Below are 15,479 nucleotides of genomic sequence, written 5' to 3' on the forward strand. Positions count from 1 at the left end.
TGCAATGGCAACGGCCGGTGTGCCGGGCGTTCACCCTGGGCACACCGGCCGTGGCTGGTGTCGTGGACGGTCAGGTCCAGGCGAGCAACGCCGCCTCCGGGTCCGCCAGGAAGTCCCCGATGTCGCGGAGGAACTTCGAGCCGAGCTCACCGTCGATGATCCGGTGGTCGAACGACAGGCCCAGCGTGGTGACCTGCCGCGGCTTCACCTTGCCCTTGTGCACCCAGGGCATCTCGCGGACCGCGCCGAAGGCCAGGATCGCCGACTCGCCCGGGGGCAGGATCGGCGTACCGGTGTCCACCCCGAACACCCCGACGTTGGTGATCGTCAACGTGCCGCCGGACATGTCCGCCGGGGAGGTGCGGCCGGCCTTCGCCGTCTGCACCAGGCCGGTCATCGCGTCCGCCAGCTCGCGCAGCGACAGCCGGCCGGCGTCCTTGATGTTCGGCACGATCAGGCCACGCTCGGTGGCCGCCGCGATGCCGAGGTTGACGTAGTCCTTGACCACGATCTCGTCGCCGGCCCAGGTCGAGTTGACCATCGGGTGGCGCTTGACCGCCAGCAGCACCGCCTTGGCGACCAGCAGCAGCGGCGAGACCCGCACGTCGCGCCACTCCCGCCGGCCGCGGAGCCGGTCCAGCGCCTTCATCGCCCGGGTCACGTCGACGGTGAGGAACTCCGTCACGTGCGGGGCGGTGAACGCCGACCGGGACATGTTCTCGGCGGTGAGCTTGCGTACCCCCTTGACCGGAATGCGCTGCTCGCGGTCCGCGCCGAAGCTCGCGGCCGCCGTGGCCTGGGTCGCCACCGTCAGCGGCTCGGCCGCCGCCGGGGCCGCGCTCGCCGCCCGCTGTACGTCCTCACGGGTGATCGAGCCCAGCGGGCCCGAGCCGGTCAGCGTGGACAGGTCGACGCCGAGGTCCCTGGCGAGCTTGCGCACCGGCGGCTTGGCCAGCACCAGCCCGCCGGCCCGCCCGTTGCCGTTCCCCGTCAGGGCCGGCGACACCGGCGCGGGCACAACCGGGGCCGGGGCCGGGGTCTGGGCTGGGGTGGCCTGGGCCGGCGTGGCCTGGGCCGGCGCGGAGACGGCGCCCTTGCGCGGCCGCCGCTTCGCCGCCGTGGTGCGCGGGCCGTAGCCGACCAGCACCGCGGTACGCCCACCCGGGGCGGGGCCGCCGATCAGGCCGGGTTCGACCGCGCCCTCGGCCGGGGCCACCTCGACCGCGGCCAGCGAGGCCGCCGACGGGGCGGGCAGCGCCGACGCCGGCGCACCCGTGGTCGACTGCTCGATCGGCCCCGCGCCCGGGTCGGTGTCGATCGCGATGATCGGCGTGCCGACCTCGACCGTGCTCCCCTCCGGGTGGAAGATCGCCTGCACCTGGCCAGCCCACTTCGCCGGGATCTCGACGGCCGCCTTGGCCGTCTCCACCTCGACGATCGGCTGGTTCAGCTCGATCACGTCGCCCACCTTGACCAGCCAGGCGAGGATCTCGCCCTCGGTCAGGCCCTCGCCCAGGTCGGGGAGGTTGAACTCCTTGATCCGTGACATGCCGCTCACCAGCCGAAGGTGCGGTCGACGGCGTCGAGCACCCGGTCGAGGTCGGGCAGGTACTCCTCCTCCACCCGGCTGGCCGGGTAGGGGGTGTCGAAGCCGGTGACGCGCAGCACCGGGGACTCCAGGGAGTAGAAGCACTCCTCGGTGATCCGGGCGGCGATCTCCGAGCCCAGGCCCAGGTTGCCCGGGGCCTCGTGGACGACCACGCAGCGGCCGGTGCGTCGCACCGACTCGTACGCGGCGGTCAGGTCCAGCGGGGAGAGCGAGCGCAGGTCGATGACCTCCAGCTCCCGGCCGTCCTCGGCGGCGGCGGTGGCCGCGTCCAGGCAGGTCCGCACCATCGGGCCGTACGCCAGCACGGTGGCGTCGGTGCCGGCCCGGGCAACCCGGGCGGAGTGCAGCGGGTACGCGTCCGCGAGCGGGACGTCCAGCTCGACCGGGCCCTTCTCCCAGTAGCGCCGCTTGGGCTCCAGGAAGACGATCGGGTCGTCCGAGGCGATCGCCTGCTGGATCATCGAGTACGCGTCCTGCGGGTTGGCGCAGGTCACCACCTTCAGGCCGGCGGTGTGGGCGAAGTACGCCTCCGGCGACTCGGAGTGGTGCTCGACCGCGCCGATGCCGCCGCCGTAGGGGATCCGGATGACCATCGGAATCCGGACCTTGCCCTGCGAGCGGTAGTGCATCTTCGCCACCTGCGACACGATCTGGTCGTACGCGGGGTAGACGAAGCCGTCGAACTGGATCTCGCAGACCGGGCGGAAGCCGCGGATGGCCAGGCCGACCGCGGTGCCGATGATGCCGGACTCGGCCAGCGGGGTGTCGATCACCCGCTGGTCGCCGAAGTCCTTCTGGAGCCCGTCGGTGATCCGGAAGACGCCGCCGAGCTTGCCGACGTCCTCGCCCATGATGACGACCTTCGGGTCGTTCTCCAGGGCCCTGCGCAGACCGGTGTTGAGGGCCTTGCCGAGGGTGAGCGTCTCCGTGGCCATCAGTGGGCGCTCCCCTCGAACGACTCCATGTACTTGCTGAACTGCGCCCGCTGCTCGTCGAGCTCGGGGGACCCGGTGGGGTAGACGTGGTCGAACATCGACACCGGCTCCGGGTTGGGCATGGCGAGCACCCGCTCGCGCAGGTGCACCGACTCGGTGCGGGCCTGCTCGTCGACCGAGGCGAAGAAGTCCGCGTCGGCGATCTGCTGGTTGGTCAGGAACGCCTTCATCCGGGCGATCGGGTCCTTGGCCTGCCAGGCCTCGACCTCGCTGGCGACCCGGTACCGGGTCGGGTCGTCGGAGGTGGTGTGCGCCCCCATCCGATAGGTGTACGCCTCGATCAGGCTGGGGCCCTGGCCGAGCCGGGCGTTGTCCAGCGCGTGCCGGGTCACCGCGTACGACGCGAGCACGTCGTTGCCGTCCACCCGGACCCCGGGGAAGCCGAAGCCGCCCGCGCGCTGGTAGAGCGGGACGCGGGTCTGCCGCTCCAGCGGCTCGGAGATGGCGTACTGGTTGTTCTGGCAGAAGAAGACCAGCGGCGCGGTGAAGACGCTGGCCCAGACGAACGCCTCGTTGACGTCGCCCTGGCTGGTGGCGCCGTCGCCGAAGTAGGCGATCACCGCCTCGCCGTCCTCGGTGCCGGTCTTGCCGTCCATGGCGACGCCCATGGCGTACCCGGTCGCGTGCAGGGTCTGCGCCCCGATCACGATCGTGTACATGTTGAACTTGAACTCGTTCGGGTCCCAGCCGCCCTGGTCGACGCCGCGGAACAGGCCGAGCGGCATGATCGGGTCGATGCCCCGGCAGTAGAGGACGCCGTGCTCCCGGTAGGTCGGGAAGGCCATGTCCTGGGTACGCAGCGCGCGCCCGGAGCCGACCTGTGCGGCCTCCTGGCCGAGCAGGCTGGCCCAGAGGCCCAGCTCGCCCTGGCGCTGCAACGCGGTGGCCTCGGCGTCGAGCTTGCGGACCAGCACGAGGTCGCGGTAGAGCCCGCGGTATTCCTCGTCGGTGAAGTCGACGCGGTACTCCGTCCCGTCCGGGCCGGTCGCGCTGTCGATCCGCTCACCGGTCGGGGTGAGCAGCTGTACGAGTTCCGGCTCGCCCGCCGCAGCGGTGCGCTTGGACCGGGGTGCGGCCCGCCGGCCGCGGCTGGTGACCCCGGGGTCGCCCTTTGCCATCCGTCTCTCCCTGTCGTGTCTGCGTCGGCGCCGGGGGTGGCCCGTCCGCGCAACTCGTGCGCCGGCCCGGCCGGTGCCGGGCTGGTTCCTGGCGGCCGCGCCTAGCCCAGGTGAGGGTTGCCGCGCGGCGGTGAGCCGGATTCGGGGAGGAACCCGGTTCGGGAGCGCCGGCGCCGAACCGCGCCTGCCGCGGGGTGCGCGGAGGCCGGCTGCGTTGCCGTCGTGCCTGAATGATGGCAGAGGAGGTGAGCACCCCCACAGCACGGCCTCCGCGCCGGTGCCGTTCCGTCTCCTTCACGACGAATCAGCGTATTTGTCGCTTGGAAGATTCACGCCGACGGAAAACGTGTGTGTCGACACGCTGTGGTCGTTGGTGAACTGAGCGTCACTGGGTCAAGCTGGCCTGGCTGCCGGCTGGGAGTTCAGGGCCGCATGTCCGTTCGGGAAGCCCGCCGGCGTGGTGAGCCCGCGGTCGACGACGAGGGAGTGTGCGTGTCCGAGTCAGGTGACGGTCCCCCCGCTCCCATGCTCGGCCAACACCGGGGCGGTGGCGGCTACCGCCGGATGATCGGCGCGCACCGGGCCCTCGGGTCGGTCGGCCCCGGCCGTGGCTACCTGTTCACCGTCGCCCTGCTCGCCGGGACGGCGTCCATGCCGATCCTCGCCGCGTTCAGCGCCGGCTCGGCCACCGTCGGCAGCGGCGCGCTCCCCGACGGCAGCACCCCGTTCCTGCCCACCCCCTCCGACGGCCCGGTGGTGGTCCCGCCGCCCGCCACCGGCCAGCCGGCGCTGCCGCTGGCCACCACCCCCGCGCCGGGTCCCGGCGCGGTCAGCCTGATCTCGCTCGGCCCGCCGCTGTCCCCGCTGCCCGTGGCCGCGCCGACGCCACCGGTCGCGTCCGGTCCCGGCTCGGCCCGGCGTCCGCTGCCGCCGCCCCCACCCGCCCGCACCACCCCGCCCGTGCCGGGCCGGACGGCCGCGCCGACCACCACACCCCGTCCCACGCCGACCTGCTCGCCGACCCCGCGACCCACCCCGACCGCCGAGCCGAGCAGCACCTACTCCACGCCGCCGGGCCCGACGCCCACCGTCAGCGCGGAACCCACGGCCACCGCCGAGCCCACCGGTTCACCCGAGCCGACGCCCGGGCCGACCGTGACCGTGGCCCCGACGCCCGGGCCGACCAGCCACGACGCCCCCGACCCGGGCGGTACGGTGACGGGCGACGCCAGCTGACCGGGCCGAACGCCCGCCGCCGGCGCACCCCGGCCCGGGGCGGGGCCGGACGGGACGGATCGGGGACGGGGCGCTGAGCGGGATCGACGGGGGCGGTGACGACGGTGGGCTCCGCCCGGTCGTCGTACCACCCGGACCCCTGACCCGGCTGGCTCGGCTGGTCACCGAGGTGACCGCCCCCGCCGTGCTGGTCACCCCGCTGACCGTGGTGCTCGGCTGGCACGGCGCCGGCGGCGCGCACGGGCTGGGCTGGGCGCTGCTCGCCACGGTCTTCGCCACCGGCATCCCGTTCGCGTACATCCTCGGCGGGGTGCGGCGCGGACGCCTCACCGACCACCACGTGGGCGTCCGCGAGCAGCGACGCGTACCCCTTCTCTTCGGCCTGGCCTCCGCCACCGCCGGCCTGGCGCTGCTCGCGGCGCTCGGCGCCCCCCGGCCGGTGCTCGCCCTGATCGCGGCCGGGGTGGTCGGCCTGGTGGTGGCGGTGACCGTCAGCCACTGGTGGAAGATGTCGATCCATACCGCGGTGGCGGCCGGCGCGGTGGTGGTGCTGGCGTTGACCTTCGGCCCCCGGATGCTGGCCGCCGCGCCGCTGCCGGCCCTGGCCGGCTGGTCCCGGGTCCGGCTGCGGGACCACACCGTCGGGCAGGTGATCGCCGGGGGCGTGGTCGGCGGTCTGATCGCCGGCCTGGTCTACGCCGCGCTCGTCTGAGCGCGGCGTAGCCGATCAGGGGGTGTCGTCGCCGAGGCGCTGGCGGTTGGCCTCGATCCAGGCGTCCAGCGCGGCCGGGTCGTCCGGGTCCACCCCGTCCGCCATCAGCTGCGCCACCGCCGCGGTGGCCGGGCTGCGCCGCTCGCCGGTGCTGTAGAGCCGGGCGAACTCGGGAACCAGTTGCTCGATCGCCTCGTCGGTCCGGGTGGTGGCCTGCTCCGGCAGCCCGCGCCGCCGCCCCGCGTACGCCGCCCAGGCGCGCAGCACCCGGGGCAGCATCGCGGCGTCGTCCATGTCCAGCACGGCCCGGCGGTGCACCCAGTCCAGCAGGAACAGCCCGGCCACCGCCGGGCTCCAGCGCAGCGGGTCGGCGTCCGGGAAGCTCGCCGCGTGGTCGAAGAGCAGGCCGAGGCAGAAGTGCAGCGAGGCCAGCTCCGCATCGCCGTCCAGGGCGTCCAGGCCGAACCGGGCCGCCTCCGGAGACGCCAGGAAGGAGCGCACCAACTCGCTGCGCTCCTCGGCGGTGAGCGGCTCGGCGTCCCAGGTGAGGGTGTCGGCCGGCGTACCGGGCAGCACCGCCAGCCGGGCGCCGACCAGCGCCCGGTCGGTGGCGAGCGAACCCTCGCCGGGCAGGTCGCCCAGGTCGTCGGTGATCGTCAGGTGCCGGCTCACCTCGCCGTGCATCCGGGCCGGGTCCTCCTCGCGGAACCAGGTCAGGTCGTCGGCGGCGCACATCTGCCGGACCTGTTCGAGGATGCGCTCGGCAGGGCCGCCGACGAAGACGTCCTTGGTGATCCCGATGTTGTGGTCGACGAGCGCCACCAGGGCGTGCTCGGGGCCGCCGGCCACGTCGTCGTAGGCGAAGGTGGCCAGGTAGGAGGTCTGGTCGCCGTACACGTCGCCGTACGACCAGGCGCCGGTGAGGTGGACCCGGCCGAGCTGGCCGGACCAGGCCGGGGCCTGCGCGCCGGGACGGACCTTCGCCGCGCCCTCGGCGTCGGGCACCAGCGCGGCGAAGACCGAGCGGATGGTGGTCGCGGCGGCGGTCCGGCGGCGGGCTGTGGCGGCGAGGAAGCCGGAGACGAACTCCCGGACGGCCCGCTCCCGGTCGGTCTCGGCGATCGCGTAGACGCTGCCCAGCAGTGCGGCGCCGAGCATCTCGGCATCGAGGGCGGTGTCCAGCCTCGTCACGTCGCGTGCGGCGTGCAGCACCGCGTCGTAGGGGGTCTGTGGCGTGGCCATGGTCCGACCCTACGCCGCCGAGGCGGCCCGGACACCCGTCGCGGGGGTCGCCCTCACCGGGCGGCGTCGCGCAGCGCGTCCCGGGCCTGCCCGTACCGGTCGAGGACGGCCCGCACCGGGGTGCGGACGTACCGGTCGCCGACCTCGGCGACCGCGGCGGTGAGGTGTTTCTCGGCCCGCTGCCGGGCCCGGCGGGCGGCCCAGCGGATGACCGGCCGGGTCACCGCGGCCACCAACAGCCCGGCGAGCAGGCCGCCGAGCAGCAGCAGGGTCGGCAGTGGCACCTCGCCCACGCGCGGGTACTCCGGCGCGGGCAGCCCGAGCACGCGCAGCCCGTAGCCGAGCAGCAGCCAGCCGAGCCCGGCCAGCGCGGCCAGGGTGACCAGCCACTGGACGCCACCGACGAGCCGCCACCAGAGCGGCCGGCGGTTCATGCCCAGGTCGGTGCCGGCGATCGCGTGGTCCAGCGCGTCCGGCAGGTCGTCCAGACGGGACCGGGCGGCCGTGGTGACCGCGTCCGGCCAGGGCGCGGGGAGGTCGGCGCCGGCGCGGTCGGCGACCGCGCGGATGGCCAGCCCGAGGGCGGAACGCTGGGCGGTGGTCGGGTCGGGCACCGAGGTCGCGGCGACCAGGCTCTCCGCCGGCTGGTCGGCCTCGACGGCCGGGCCGGGCAGGTGCAGCCGGCGCAGCGGATCCGGCCGCAGCCGGCGCCAGCCCCGCACGACCGGCCAGCCGGTCGTTGCGCCGGCCCGGTGCCGGTACGCCCCCTCGACCGCGCCGGCCACCGCCGGCACCCCGGCCGCGCCGGCCAGGGCCCGGTCGAGTGACCCGACGGTGTCCTCGTCCGGCGCGTTCCGGGGGACGTCGGTGTCGACCAGTTCGCCGAGCCCCGCCACGACGGTGTCCACGTCACCGGAGAGCCGGCGCAGCGCCGCCTGACGCTCGGCGACCGCCCGCTCCAGCGCCTCCCGCAGCCCGGTCATGCCGGCCTGGTCGACTGCGGTGGTGGCGAGCAGCGGTACGCCGTCCAGCCCGTCGGCGTCGAGCAGCCGGCGCAGGTCGTCGAGGACCCGGGGCAGCTCGGCCGGGGACAACCGGTCGGCCTGGTTGAGCACGACCAGGGTCACGTCCCGGTGCCGCTGGAACTCGCGCAGGTAACTCGCGTGGATCACCCGGTCGGCGTACTTCTGCGGGTCGACCACCCAGACCACCAGGTCCACCAGGCCGAGGAGTCGATCCACCTCCAGCCGGTGGGACCGCTGCACCGAGTCGAAGTCGGGCAGGTCGAGCAGGACCAACCCGTGCAGGACGGTCTCGTCGTCGGCGTCCAGCGCGCTCTCGCGGACGAACCGGTGCCGGGGCAGCACGCCGACCCAGTCGAGCAGCCGGGTGGCGCCGTCGAGCGGCCCCCAGACGCAGCCGTGCGCCACGCCGGTGGTGGGGCGGCGCACCCCGACCGGGGAGAGGTCCAGCTGGGCCAGCGCGTTGAACAGGCTGGACTTGCCGCTGCCGGTGGCGCCGGCGAGCGCCACCACGGTGTGGTCCCGGGACAGCGCCAGCCGGGTACCGGCCCGCTCGACCAGGGTGTGCGCGGTGACCAGGCGGGAGTCCGGCACCTGGCCGTCCACCGCGTGGAGGAACCGGCGTACCGCGTCGAGGCGGGCCACCAGGTCGTCGGCGTCCACCCGCTGGTCTCCCCGGAACGCCGCGCGCATTCGGCCGACGATGCCTGTCACCGGCGGCCGCCGGTCGGGGCGGGCAGGCCCGGGCCGTCACCGTCGGCCAGGCCGCTGCGGTGCCGGGCCACCTCGACCCGGCCGGCCGCCCGGCGCAGCTCGGCTCCGGCGTCCGCGCCGGGCCGGGCCTCGTCGGTGCGGGTGAGGTAGCGCGCCGCCTCCTCGTCCAGCAGCGCCCGGACCCGCTCCAGCAGGTCGGTCCGGGCCTTGTTGGCGAGGGTACGCACGGCCTGGTCGCCGAAGATCGCCTGGAGCACGGCCTGCGCGGCGACGGTGGTGCCGGCCCCGGTCGCCACCTCCAGGCCGGTGGGGATGAACGCGGTCGAGGCGAAGACGGCGATCATGACGGCGAGGCCGGTGGCGTTGACCGCGTAGGCGGCCGTGCGGGCCACGAAACGCCGGTCCCCGCCCTCGGCCCGGACCAGGTCGAGCACGCCGCGTTGCCAGTCCCGGACGAGTCGTTCGGCCCGCTCGGGCAGGTCGTCGGAGGGGTGGGCCAGCCCGGGTTCGAGCAGCGCCGCCCCGGCCGGGTGTGCCTTCCAGGCGGTGTACGCGTGCTCGGCCGCCTCGGACGAGACCCCCCGCAGCAGGGTGACCAGCTGGGACTCGATGGCGTTGCGCAGCTCGGCGGCGGAGGTGGCGGGACGCCCGGTCATCGCGGCGACCACCCGGTCGCGCAGCCGGCCGACCCGGGCCTCCAGGGTGCGGAAGAACTCGCCGGTGCCGACGAACTCCTGCCACCGGGCCAGCACCTCGCCGCGGAGCAGCCGGCCGTCGACGAGCCCGTCCTCCACGGTCCGCTGCGCCCCCCGGTACGCGGCGCGTACCCGCTCGTCGAGCGCGTCGGCGGCGGCGACCTGCTCGTCGGCGGCCTCGGCCAGCGCCTCGACGGTCGGGTGCAGCGAGGCGAGCGCGCCGTCCAGCGTCTGCCGGACCACTGCGGCCCGGGCCTCGGCGTCGGCGGCCAGCCGGGCGAACCAGGCGCTCAGCGGCGCGGTGACCTTGTCCGGTAGCAGCCCCTGGCCGTCGACCCAGGTCTCGGGCAGGACGAAGAGCGGGGCGGCGCCGAGATCCTGCGCGGCGAGCATCTCCGACAGGTGGGCGGCGACCTCGTCGGCGGCCTCCGGCGGCACCCGGTCGAGCACCATGGCGATCGCCGCGCCCCGGGCCCGGGCGCTGCGCAGCAGCTCCCAGGGGACCGCGTCGGCGTACCGGGCGGCGGTGGTGACGAAGAGCCAGAGGTCGGCGGCGGCCAGCAGTTGGCCGGCGAGGGCCCGGTTGGCGTCGACCACCGAGTCGATGTCGGGCGCGTCGAGGAAGGCCAGCCCGGCCGGGAGCGCGGGCGCGGTGACCAGGTGCAGGGTGCGCGGGTCCTCGGTCGGCTCGGTGGTGCGGGTCAGGCCGGGCAGCAGCTCCCCCTGGCGGAACCAGGTGGAGTCGGCCGGGTTGCAGACGAGCACCGGGGAACGGGTGGTCGGGCGGAGCACCCCAGCGGCGCTCACCCGGGCCTGCACCAGGCTGTTGACCAGGGTCGACTTGCCGGCGCCGGTGGAGCCGCCGACCACCACCAGCAGTGGCGCGTCGAGCCGGGCCAGCCGGGGCAGCAGGTAGTCGTCGAGCTGGTCGGCCAGCGCCGAGGCGGTACGCCGGGCCGGCTCGGCCGAGGGCAGGGCCAGCGGGAAACGGGCGGCGCCGATCGCGGCCCGCAGCCCGGTCAGCGCGGCCGGGAGGCCGTCGGCGGTGGTGCCGGGCGGCGTCTCGGCGACGTCCGGCGACCCGGTGCGGGCGGCGACGGTGGGCGCGCCGGACCGGGTGGCGGGATCGCCGTTCGTCGTCACCGCTAAAGCGTGCCCGACCCATGCAAGGGAAGACAACCAGTGCAAGGGAAGACAACCGGACAGTACTGACGGTCAGGTTGCGTCGGGTCGGCTCAACCTCGACTTGCGATTTCCCTGGGGCATGGCACTATTGAGTCAAGTTCACTCAACTTATGGTGCGGTCGCTGCGGGCGACCCGCCTGGCAGGCCCGTGACCTGCTCAACGTTACGAAGCGAGGAAGCGAAGATGGCACGTGCGGTCGGTATCGACCTCGGCACGACGAACTCCTGCGTCAGCGTTCTCGAGGGCGGTGAGCCCACCGTCATCGCCAACGCTGAGGGCTCGCGGACGACCCCGTCGATCGTCGCGTTCGCCCGCAACGGCGAGGTGCTCGTCGGTGAGGTCGCCAAGCGTCAGGCGGTGACCAATCCCGATCGGACCATCCGGTCGGTCAAGCGGGAGATCGGCACCAACTGGTCCGTCGACATCGACGGCAAGAAGTACACCCCGCAGGAGATCTCGGCGCGCACGCTGATGAAGCTCAAGCGGGACGCCGAGGCGTACCTGGGCGAGCAGATCACCGACGCGGTGATCACCGTCCCCGCCTACTTCAACGACAGCCAGCGCCAGGCCACCAAGGAGGCCGGTGAGATCGCCGGCTTCAACGTGCTGCGGATCGTCAACGAGCCGACCGCGGCCGCCCTGGCGTACGGGCTGGACAAGGGCTCCAAGGAGCAGACCGTCCTGGTCTTCGACCTCGGTGGCGGCACCTTCGACGTGTCGCTGCTGGAGCTGGCCGAGGGCGTCATCGAGGTCAAGTCGACCAGCGGTGACAACGACCTCGGTGGCGACGACTGGGACCAGCGCGTGATCGACCACCTGGTGAAGACCTTCCGGGGCGAGCACGGCATCGACCTGGGGCAGGACAAGATGGCCCTGCAGCGGCTCCGCGAGGCCGCCGAGAAGGCCAAGATCGAGCTGTCCGCCGCCACCACCACCAACATCAACCTGCCGTACATCACCGCCGGCGCCGCAGGCCCGCTGCACCTGGACGTGACGCTCAGCCGCGCCGAGTTCCAGCGCATGACGCAGGACCTGCTGGACCGCTGCAAGGGCCCGTTCGAGCAGGCCGTGAAGGACGCCGGGATCAAGATCTCGGACGTCGACCACGTCATCCTGGTCGGCGGCTCGACCCGGATGCCGGCCGTGACCGACCTGGTCAAGCAGCTCACCGGCAAGGATCCCAACAAGGGCGTCAACCCGGACGAGGTCGTCGCCGTCGGCGCCGCCCTGCAGGCCGGTGTGCTCAAGGGCGAGGTCAAGGACGTCCTGCTGCTCGACGTGACCCCGCTGAGCCTGGGCATCGAGACCAAGGGCGGCATCTTCACCAAGCTGATCGAGCGCAACACCACCATCCCGACCAAGCGCTCCGAGGTCTTCACCACGGCGGACGACAACCAGCCGTCGGTGCTGATCCAGGTGTTCCAGGGCGAGCGGGAGATCGCGGCCTACAACAAGAAGCTCGGCACCTTCGAGCTGACCGGCCTCCCGCCGGCGCCGCGCGGCGTGCCGCAGATCGAGGTCACGTTCGACATCGACGCCAACGGCATCGTGAACGTGCACGCCAAGGACCTGGGTACCGGCAAGGAGCAGAAGATGACGATCACCGGCGGCTCCTCGCTGCCGAAGGACGACATCGAGCGGATGCGCCGGGACGCGGAGGAGCACGCCGAGGACGACAAGCGTCGGCGCGACGATGCGGAGGCCCGAAACCTGGCCGAGGCGCTCCAGTGGCAGACCGAGAAGTTCCTCGCCGAGAGCGGCGACAAGCTGCCCAGCGAGAACCGCGACCAGATCAACGAGGCCCTCGGCGAGCTGCGCGGTGCGCTCGGCGGCCAGGACATCGAGAAGATCAAGGCGGCCCACGAGCGGCTGGCGCAGGTCTCCCAGCAGGCCGGTTCGCTGCTCTACTCGCAGCAGGCTGAGCAGGGCGAGCAGCCGGGCGCGGCCGGTGCGGGCGCGGGTGCGGCCGGTGGCCCGCAGGCCGGGGCCGCCGACGACGTGGTCGACGCGGAGATCGTGGACGAGGACAAGAAGTGACGGTTGGTCTCGGACTCACGGCAGAGAAATCGAGGTAGTCGCATGACGGAGAAGCCACGAGCCGCCGACCCGGGCGCCACCGGATCGGTGCCGGGTGGCTCCGCGCCCACCGAGCCGGCCGCCGGCGACGAGCCGCGGGTCGTCATCCGCAACAACCGCAAGATCGGCAAGACCGAGGAGGTGCCCGCCGCCGCCGACGCCGGGGCGGACGTCCCGGCCGAGGGCCTGGTGGAGGAGGGCGAGGTCGTGGTCGACGAGATCGAGGTCGAGGCCGACGCGGTCGACGGTCCGCCCCCGGCCGGCCCGACCGTGGTGGACGCCCCCGCGCAGCCGGCTGACGGCGGCGCGGCCGGCTCCCCGCTCGGCGCCGAGCTGGAGGCCCTCCGGGCCGAGCTCGACGAGCGGACCCGGGACGTGCAGCGGGTGTCGGCGGAGTACGCCAACTACCGCAAGCGGGTGGACCGCGACCGCGGTCTGGTCCAGGAGCAGGCGATCGGCACGGTGCTCGCCGAGCTGCTGCCGATCCTGGACGACCTGGACCGGGCCCGCGAGCACGGCGACCTGGTCGGGCCGTTCGGCTCGGTGGCCGAACAGCTCACCACGGCGCTGGGCAAGTTCGGGCTTACCCCGTTCGGGGAGCAGGGCGACCCGTTCGACCCGACCCGGCACGAGGCGGTCGCGCACCAGACCTCGGCCGACGTGGACGAGCCGACCTGCGTCCAGGTGATGCGTCGGGGCTACCTGCTGGCGGAGCGGCTGCTGCGGCCCGCGCTGGTCGCGGTCGCCGACCCGGAATAGTGCACGACCATCCGGTCGCCCCGCCCGCCGTCGTACGGCGGGCGGGGCGACCGGGCCACATCACCTGGAAGGGGGTGGACCGGTGAGTTCCAAGGACTGGATCGAGAAGGACTATTACGCCACGCTCGGCGTGCAGAAGTCCGCCTCCTCGGACGAGATCAAGAAGGCGTACCGGAAGCTGGCCCGAGAGTCGCACCCGGACCACAACCCGGGTGACCCGAAGGCCGAGGAGCGGTTCAAGGCCGTCTCCGAGGCGTACGCGGTGCTCGGCGACGAGGCCAAGCGCCGCGAGTACGACGAGATGCGCTCGCTGTTCGGCTCGGGCGCGTTCCGGCGCGGCGCCCGGGGCGCCGGGCAGCCCGGCGGGGCGCCGTTCGACGTCTCCGACCTCTTCGGTGGCGGTGCCGGTGGCGCGGAGACCCGGTTCGGCGGGGGCGGCTTCACCGACCTGTTCAGCTCGATCTTCTCCGGCGGTGGCGGGGCCGGTGGCCCGGCGCGTCCCCGCGGTCCGGCCCGCGGTCGGGACGTGGAGACCGAGGTGGCGCTGGACTTCGACGACGCGGTGCGCGGGGTGACCATCCCGCTCACCCTGCGCGCGCCGGGGGTCTGCGAGACCTGCCACGGCGACGGCGCGAAGCCGGGCACCCGGCCGAAGGCCTGTCCGGTCTGCCACGGCGCCGGGGTGACCACCCGCAACCAGGGGTCGTTCAGCTTCTCCGAGCCGTGCCGCAGCTGTCAGGGCGTGGGCACCGTCGTGGAGGAGAAGTGCCCGGAGTGCCAGGGCACCGGCGGGGTGACCAAGACCCGCACGCTCAACGTCCGCTTCCCCGCCGGGGTGGCCGACGGCCAGCGGATCAGGCTCGCCGGGCGCGGCGAGCCGGGTGAGCGCGGCGGCCCGGCAGGTGACCTGTTCGTGCAGGTCAAGGTCCGCCCCGATGAGCTGTTCGGGCGTACCGGGGGCGACCTGACCCTGACCGTGCCGATCACCTTCGCCGAGGCGGTGCTCGGCATCGACCTGCGGGTGCCCACCCTCGACGGCGCGGTGACCCTGCGGGTGCCGCCGGGTACGCCGTCCGGGCGGGTGCTGCGTGCCCGGGGCAAGGGCGTGGTCCGGAGCGACGGCCGGGCCGGTGACCTGCTGGTCACGCTGGACGTGGTGGTGCCGGCGGTGGTGTCGGATGAGGCGCGGGCGACGCTGGAGTCGTTCGCCGAGCAGATTCCGCCGGCGGCTCGGGAACATCTCGACGTGCGGGTGCGTCGGGTCGGTTGACCGGTGGATCGGGTGCGGAGGTGAGCGGCATGTCGGGCGAGTTCGTCGGTTCGGGTGACCCTGCCTACGAGGCCAAGGTGCTGATGATCTCGGTCGCGGCACGGATGGCGGGGATGCATCCCCAGACCCTGCGCCAGTACGACCGGTTGGGCCTGGTGCAGCCCGGCCGGGCGACCGGCGGTGGGCGCCGCTACAGCGTGCGTGACGTGGTGCTGCTGCGCGAGGTGCAGCGGCTCAGCCAGGACGACGGCATCAACCTGGCCGGGGTCAAGCGGATCATCGGGCTGGAGCGTTTGCTGGAGCAGGCACAGCAGCGGGTGGCCCGGCTGGAGGCGGAGCTGGACGCCGCGTACCGCCGGATCGCCGAACTGGAGTCGCTGGGCGGTTTCCCGCGCGGCGACCTGGTGCCGACCAACCGCACCTCGACGGCGCTGGTGGTCTGGCGTCCGCGCCGTACGCCCGACCGCTGACCTTCTACTGGCCCGGTGGCAGCAGGGGCGTTCCACCGGCGCCCGGTTCCCGGTTTCCCGGCGGTGGTCGGAGCCGTTCCGTTAGCCTCAGAATGAGGCCGAACCAACTCAATCCGGACTCCGATGGCAGGGGGAGCCATGACGGAATCGGCGAAGAAGGTTGCCCAGCAGACGGAGAACCGGCTCGACCAGGTGGCCGAGAACGTCCGGCAGAGATTCGAGCGGATCCTCAACGCTCGTTTCACCGACGAGATCAAGAACGGCAGGTTCGCCGACCAGGTCGACCACGGCATCGACCAGGGACGCGACGAAGTGAGACGCCGGGCGCAGGGTGGATCGGAACGCTGACGATCCGCCGACGTGCGGGCCGGGACC

General features: G+C 73.8%; 13 protein-coding genes. 7 read left to right on the plus strand and 6 right to left on the minus strand.

Features of this window, described 5'->3' with window-relative positions; genetic code table 11:
- Positions 1 to 70: 70 nt before the first annotated feature.
- Genes ABZ807_RS07815 through pdhA form a run of 3 tightly spaced genes read right to left on the minus strand, consistent with a single transcriptional unit; the run spans position 71 to position 3,722 of the window.
- Complete coding sequence (locus ABZ807_RS07815; protein WP_357154210.1) at positions 71 to 1,549, minus strand: dihydrolipoamide acetyltransferase family protein; 1,479 nt, start codon at positions 1,547 to 1,549, stop codon at positions 71 to 73.
- Between the two features lie 5 nt (positions 1,550 to 1,554).
- Positions 1,555 to 2,544: an alpha-ketoacid dehydrogenase subunit beta gene (locus ABZ807_RS07820; RefSeq protein ID WP_357154070.1), complete on the minus strand. Its 990-nt coding sequence runs from the start codon at positions 2,542 to 2,544 to the stop codon at positions 1,555 to 1,557.
- Positions 2,544 to 3,722, minus strand: a complete 1,179-nt coding sequence (gene pdhA / locus ABZ807_RS07825) for a pyruvate dehydrogenase (acetyl-transferring) E1 component subunit alpha (RefSeq protein WP_357154072.1) — start codon at positions 3,720 to 3,722, stop codon at positions 2,544 to 2,546. Before pdhA ends, ABZ807_RS07820 begins: the two co-directional genes overlap by 1 nt.
- A 492-nt stretch (positions 3,723 to 4,214) precedes the next feature.
- Here pdhA and ABZ807_RS07830 point away from each other — a divergent pair, with 492 nt between their 5' ends.
- Both ABZ807_RS07830 and ABZ807_RS07835 read left to right on the plus strand, forming a co-directional pair.
- Positions 4,215 to 4,958 carry a hypothetical protein gene (locus ABZ807_RS07830; protein WP_357154074.1) on the plus strand — a complete coding sequence of 248 codons (744 nt, stop codon included), beginning with the start codon at positions 4,215 to 4,217 and terminating at the stop codon, positions 4,956 to 4,958.
- Positions 4,959 to 5,127: 169 nt separating this feature from the next.
- Positions 5,128 to 5,670 carry a phosphatase PAP2 family protein gene (locus ABZ807_RS07835; protein ID WP_357154075.1) on the plus strand — a complete coding sequence of 181 codons (543 nt, stop codon included), beginning with the start codon at positions 5,128 to 5,130 and terminating at the stop codon, positions 5,668 to 5,670.
- A 15-nt stretch (positions 5,671 to 5,685) separates the two neighbouring features.
- Here ABZ807_RS07835 and ABZ807_RS07840 read toward each other — a convergent pair whose 3' ends face one another.
- Genes ABZ807_RS07840 through ABZ807_RS07850 form a run of 3 tightly spaced genes read right to left on the minus strand, consistent with a single transcriptional unit; the run spans position 5,686 to position 10,486 of the window.
- Complete coding sequence (locus ABZ807_RS07840; protein WP_357154076.1) at positions 5,686 to 6,912, minus strand: hypothetical protein; 1,227 nt, start codon at positions 6,910 to 6,912, stop codon at positions 5,686 to 5,688.
- A gap of 53 nt (positions 6,913 to 6,965) precedes the next feature.
- Positions 6,966 to 8,627, minus strand: a complete 1,662-nt coding sequence (locus ABZ807_RS07845) for a GTPase (protein WP_357154078.1) — start codon at positions 8,625 to 8,627, stop codon at positions 6,966 to 6,968.
- Positions 8,628 to 8,644: 17 nt separating this feature from the next.
- Positions 8,645 to 10,486, minus strand: a complete 1,842-nt coding sequence (locus tag ABZ807_RS07850) for an ABC transporter (protein ID WP_357154080.1) — start codon at positions 10,484 to 10,486, stop codon at positions 8,645 to 8,647.
- 226 nt (positions 10,487 to 10,712) lie between these two features.
- Between ABZ807_RS07850 and dnaK the strand changes: the two genes are divergently transcribed.
- The 5 genes from dnaK (at position 10,713) to ABZ807_RS07875 (ending at position 15,452) form a co-directional block, all read left to right on the plus strand.
- The gene (gene dnaK, locus ABZ807_RS07855; RefSeq protein ID WP_357154082.1) at positions 10,713 to 12,566 is read left to right on the plus strand and encodes a molecular chaperone DnaK; all 1,854 of its coding nucleotides are present in this window, start codon (positions 10,713 to 10,715) and stop codon (positions 12,564 to 12,566) included.
- Between the two features lie 42 nt (positions 12,567 to 12,608).
- Entirely contained in the window at positions 12,609 to 13,364 is a 756-nt protein-coding gene (gene grpE, locus ABZ807_RS07860) for a nucleotide exchange factor GrpE (RefSeq protein ID WP_357154084.1), read from the plus strand.
- 82 nt (positions 13,365 to 13,446) lie between these two features.
- Positions 13,447 to 14,634, plus strand: a complete 1,188-nt coding sequence (gene dnaJ, locus ABZ807_RS07865; protein WP_357154086.1) for a molecular chaperone DnaJ — start codon at positions 13,447 to 13,449, stop codon at positions 14,632 to 14,634.
- Positions 14,635 to 14,663: 29 nt separating this feature from the next.
- Entirely contained in the window at positions 14,664 to 15,104 is a 441-nt protein-coding gene (locus tag ABZ807_RS07870) for a helix-turn-helix transcriptional regulator (RefSeq protein WP_357154087.1), read from the plus strand.
- Positions 15,105 to 15,242: 138 nt separating this feature from the next.
- Positions 15,243 to 15,452, plus strand: a complete 210-nt coding sequence (locus tag ABZ807_RS07875; protein WP_357154089.1) for a hypothetical protein — start codon at positions 15,243 to 15,245, stop codon at positions 15,450 to 15,452.
- Positions 15,453 to 15,479 lie beyond the last annotated feature (27 nt).

The sequence above is a fragment of the Micromonospora sp. NPDC047548 genome (assembly GCF_040642975.1).
Taxonomy (GTDB): domain Bacteria; phylum Actinomycetota; class Actinomycetes; order Mycobacteriales; family Micromonosporaceae; genus Micromonospora.

What these genes read in the sequence shown, in the direction of transcription:
- ABZ807_RS07815 (WP_357154210.1), bottom strand. Translation starts at nt 1,549, where the DNA reads ATGTCACGGATCAAGGAGTTCAACCTCCCCGACCTGGGCGAGGGCCTG.
- ABZ807_RS07820 (WP_357154070.1), bottom strand. Translation starts at nt 2,544, where the DNA reads ATGGCCACGGAGACGCTCACCCTCGGCAAGGCCCTCAACACCGGTCTG.
- pdhA (WP_357154072.1), bottom strand. Translation starts at nt 3,722, where the DNA reads ATGGCAAAGGGCGACCCCGGGGTCACCAGCCGCGGCCGGCGGGCCGCA.
- ABZ807_RS07840 (WP_357154076.1), bottom strand. Translation starts at nt 6,912, where the DNA reads ATGGCCACGCCACAGACCCCCTACGACGCGGTGCTGCACGCCGCACGC.
- ABZ807_RS07845 (WP_357154078.1), bottom strand. Translation starts at nt 8,627, where the DNA reads ATGCGCGCGGCGTTCCGGGGAGACCAGCGGGTGGACGCCGACGACCTG.
- dnaK (WP_357154082.1), top strand. Translation starts at nt 10,713, where the DNA reads ATGGCACGTGCGGTCGGTATCGACCTCGGCACGACGAACTCCTGCGTC.
- grpE (WP_357154084.1), top strand. Translation starts at nt 12,609, where the DNA reads ATGACGGAGAAGCCACGAGCCGCCGACCCGGGCGCCACCGGATCGGTG.
- ABZ807_RS07870 (WP_357154087.1), top strand. Translation starts at nt 14,664, where the DNA reads ATGTCGGGCGAGTTCGTCGGTTCGGGTGACCCTGCCTACGAGGCCAAG.
- ABZ807_RS07875 (WP_357154089.1), top strand. Translation starts at nt 15,243, where the DNA reads ATGACGGAATCGGCGAAGAAGGTTGCCCAGCAGACGGAGAACCGGCTC.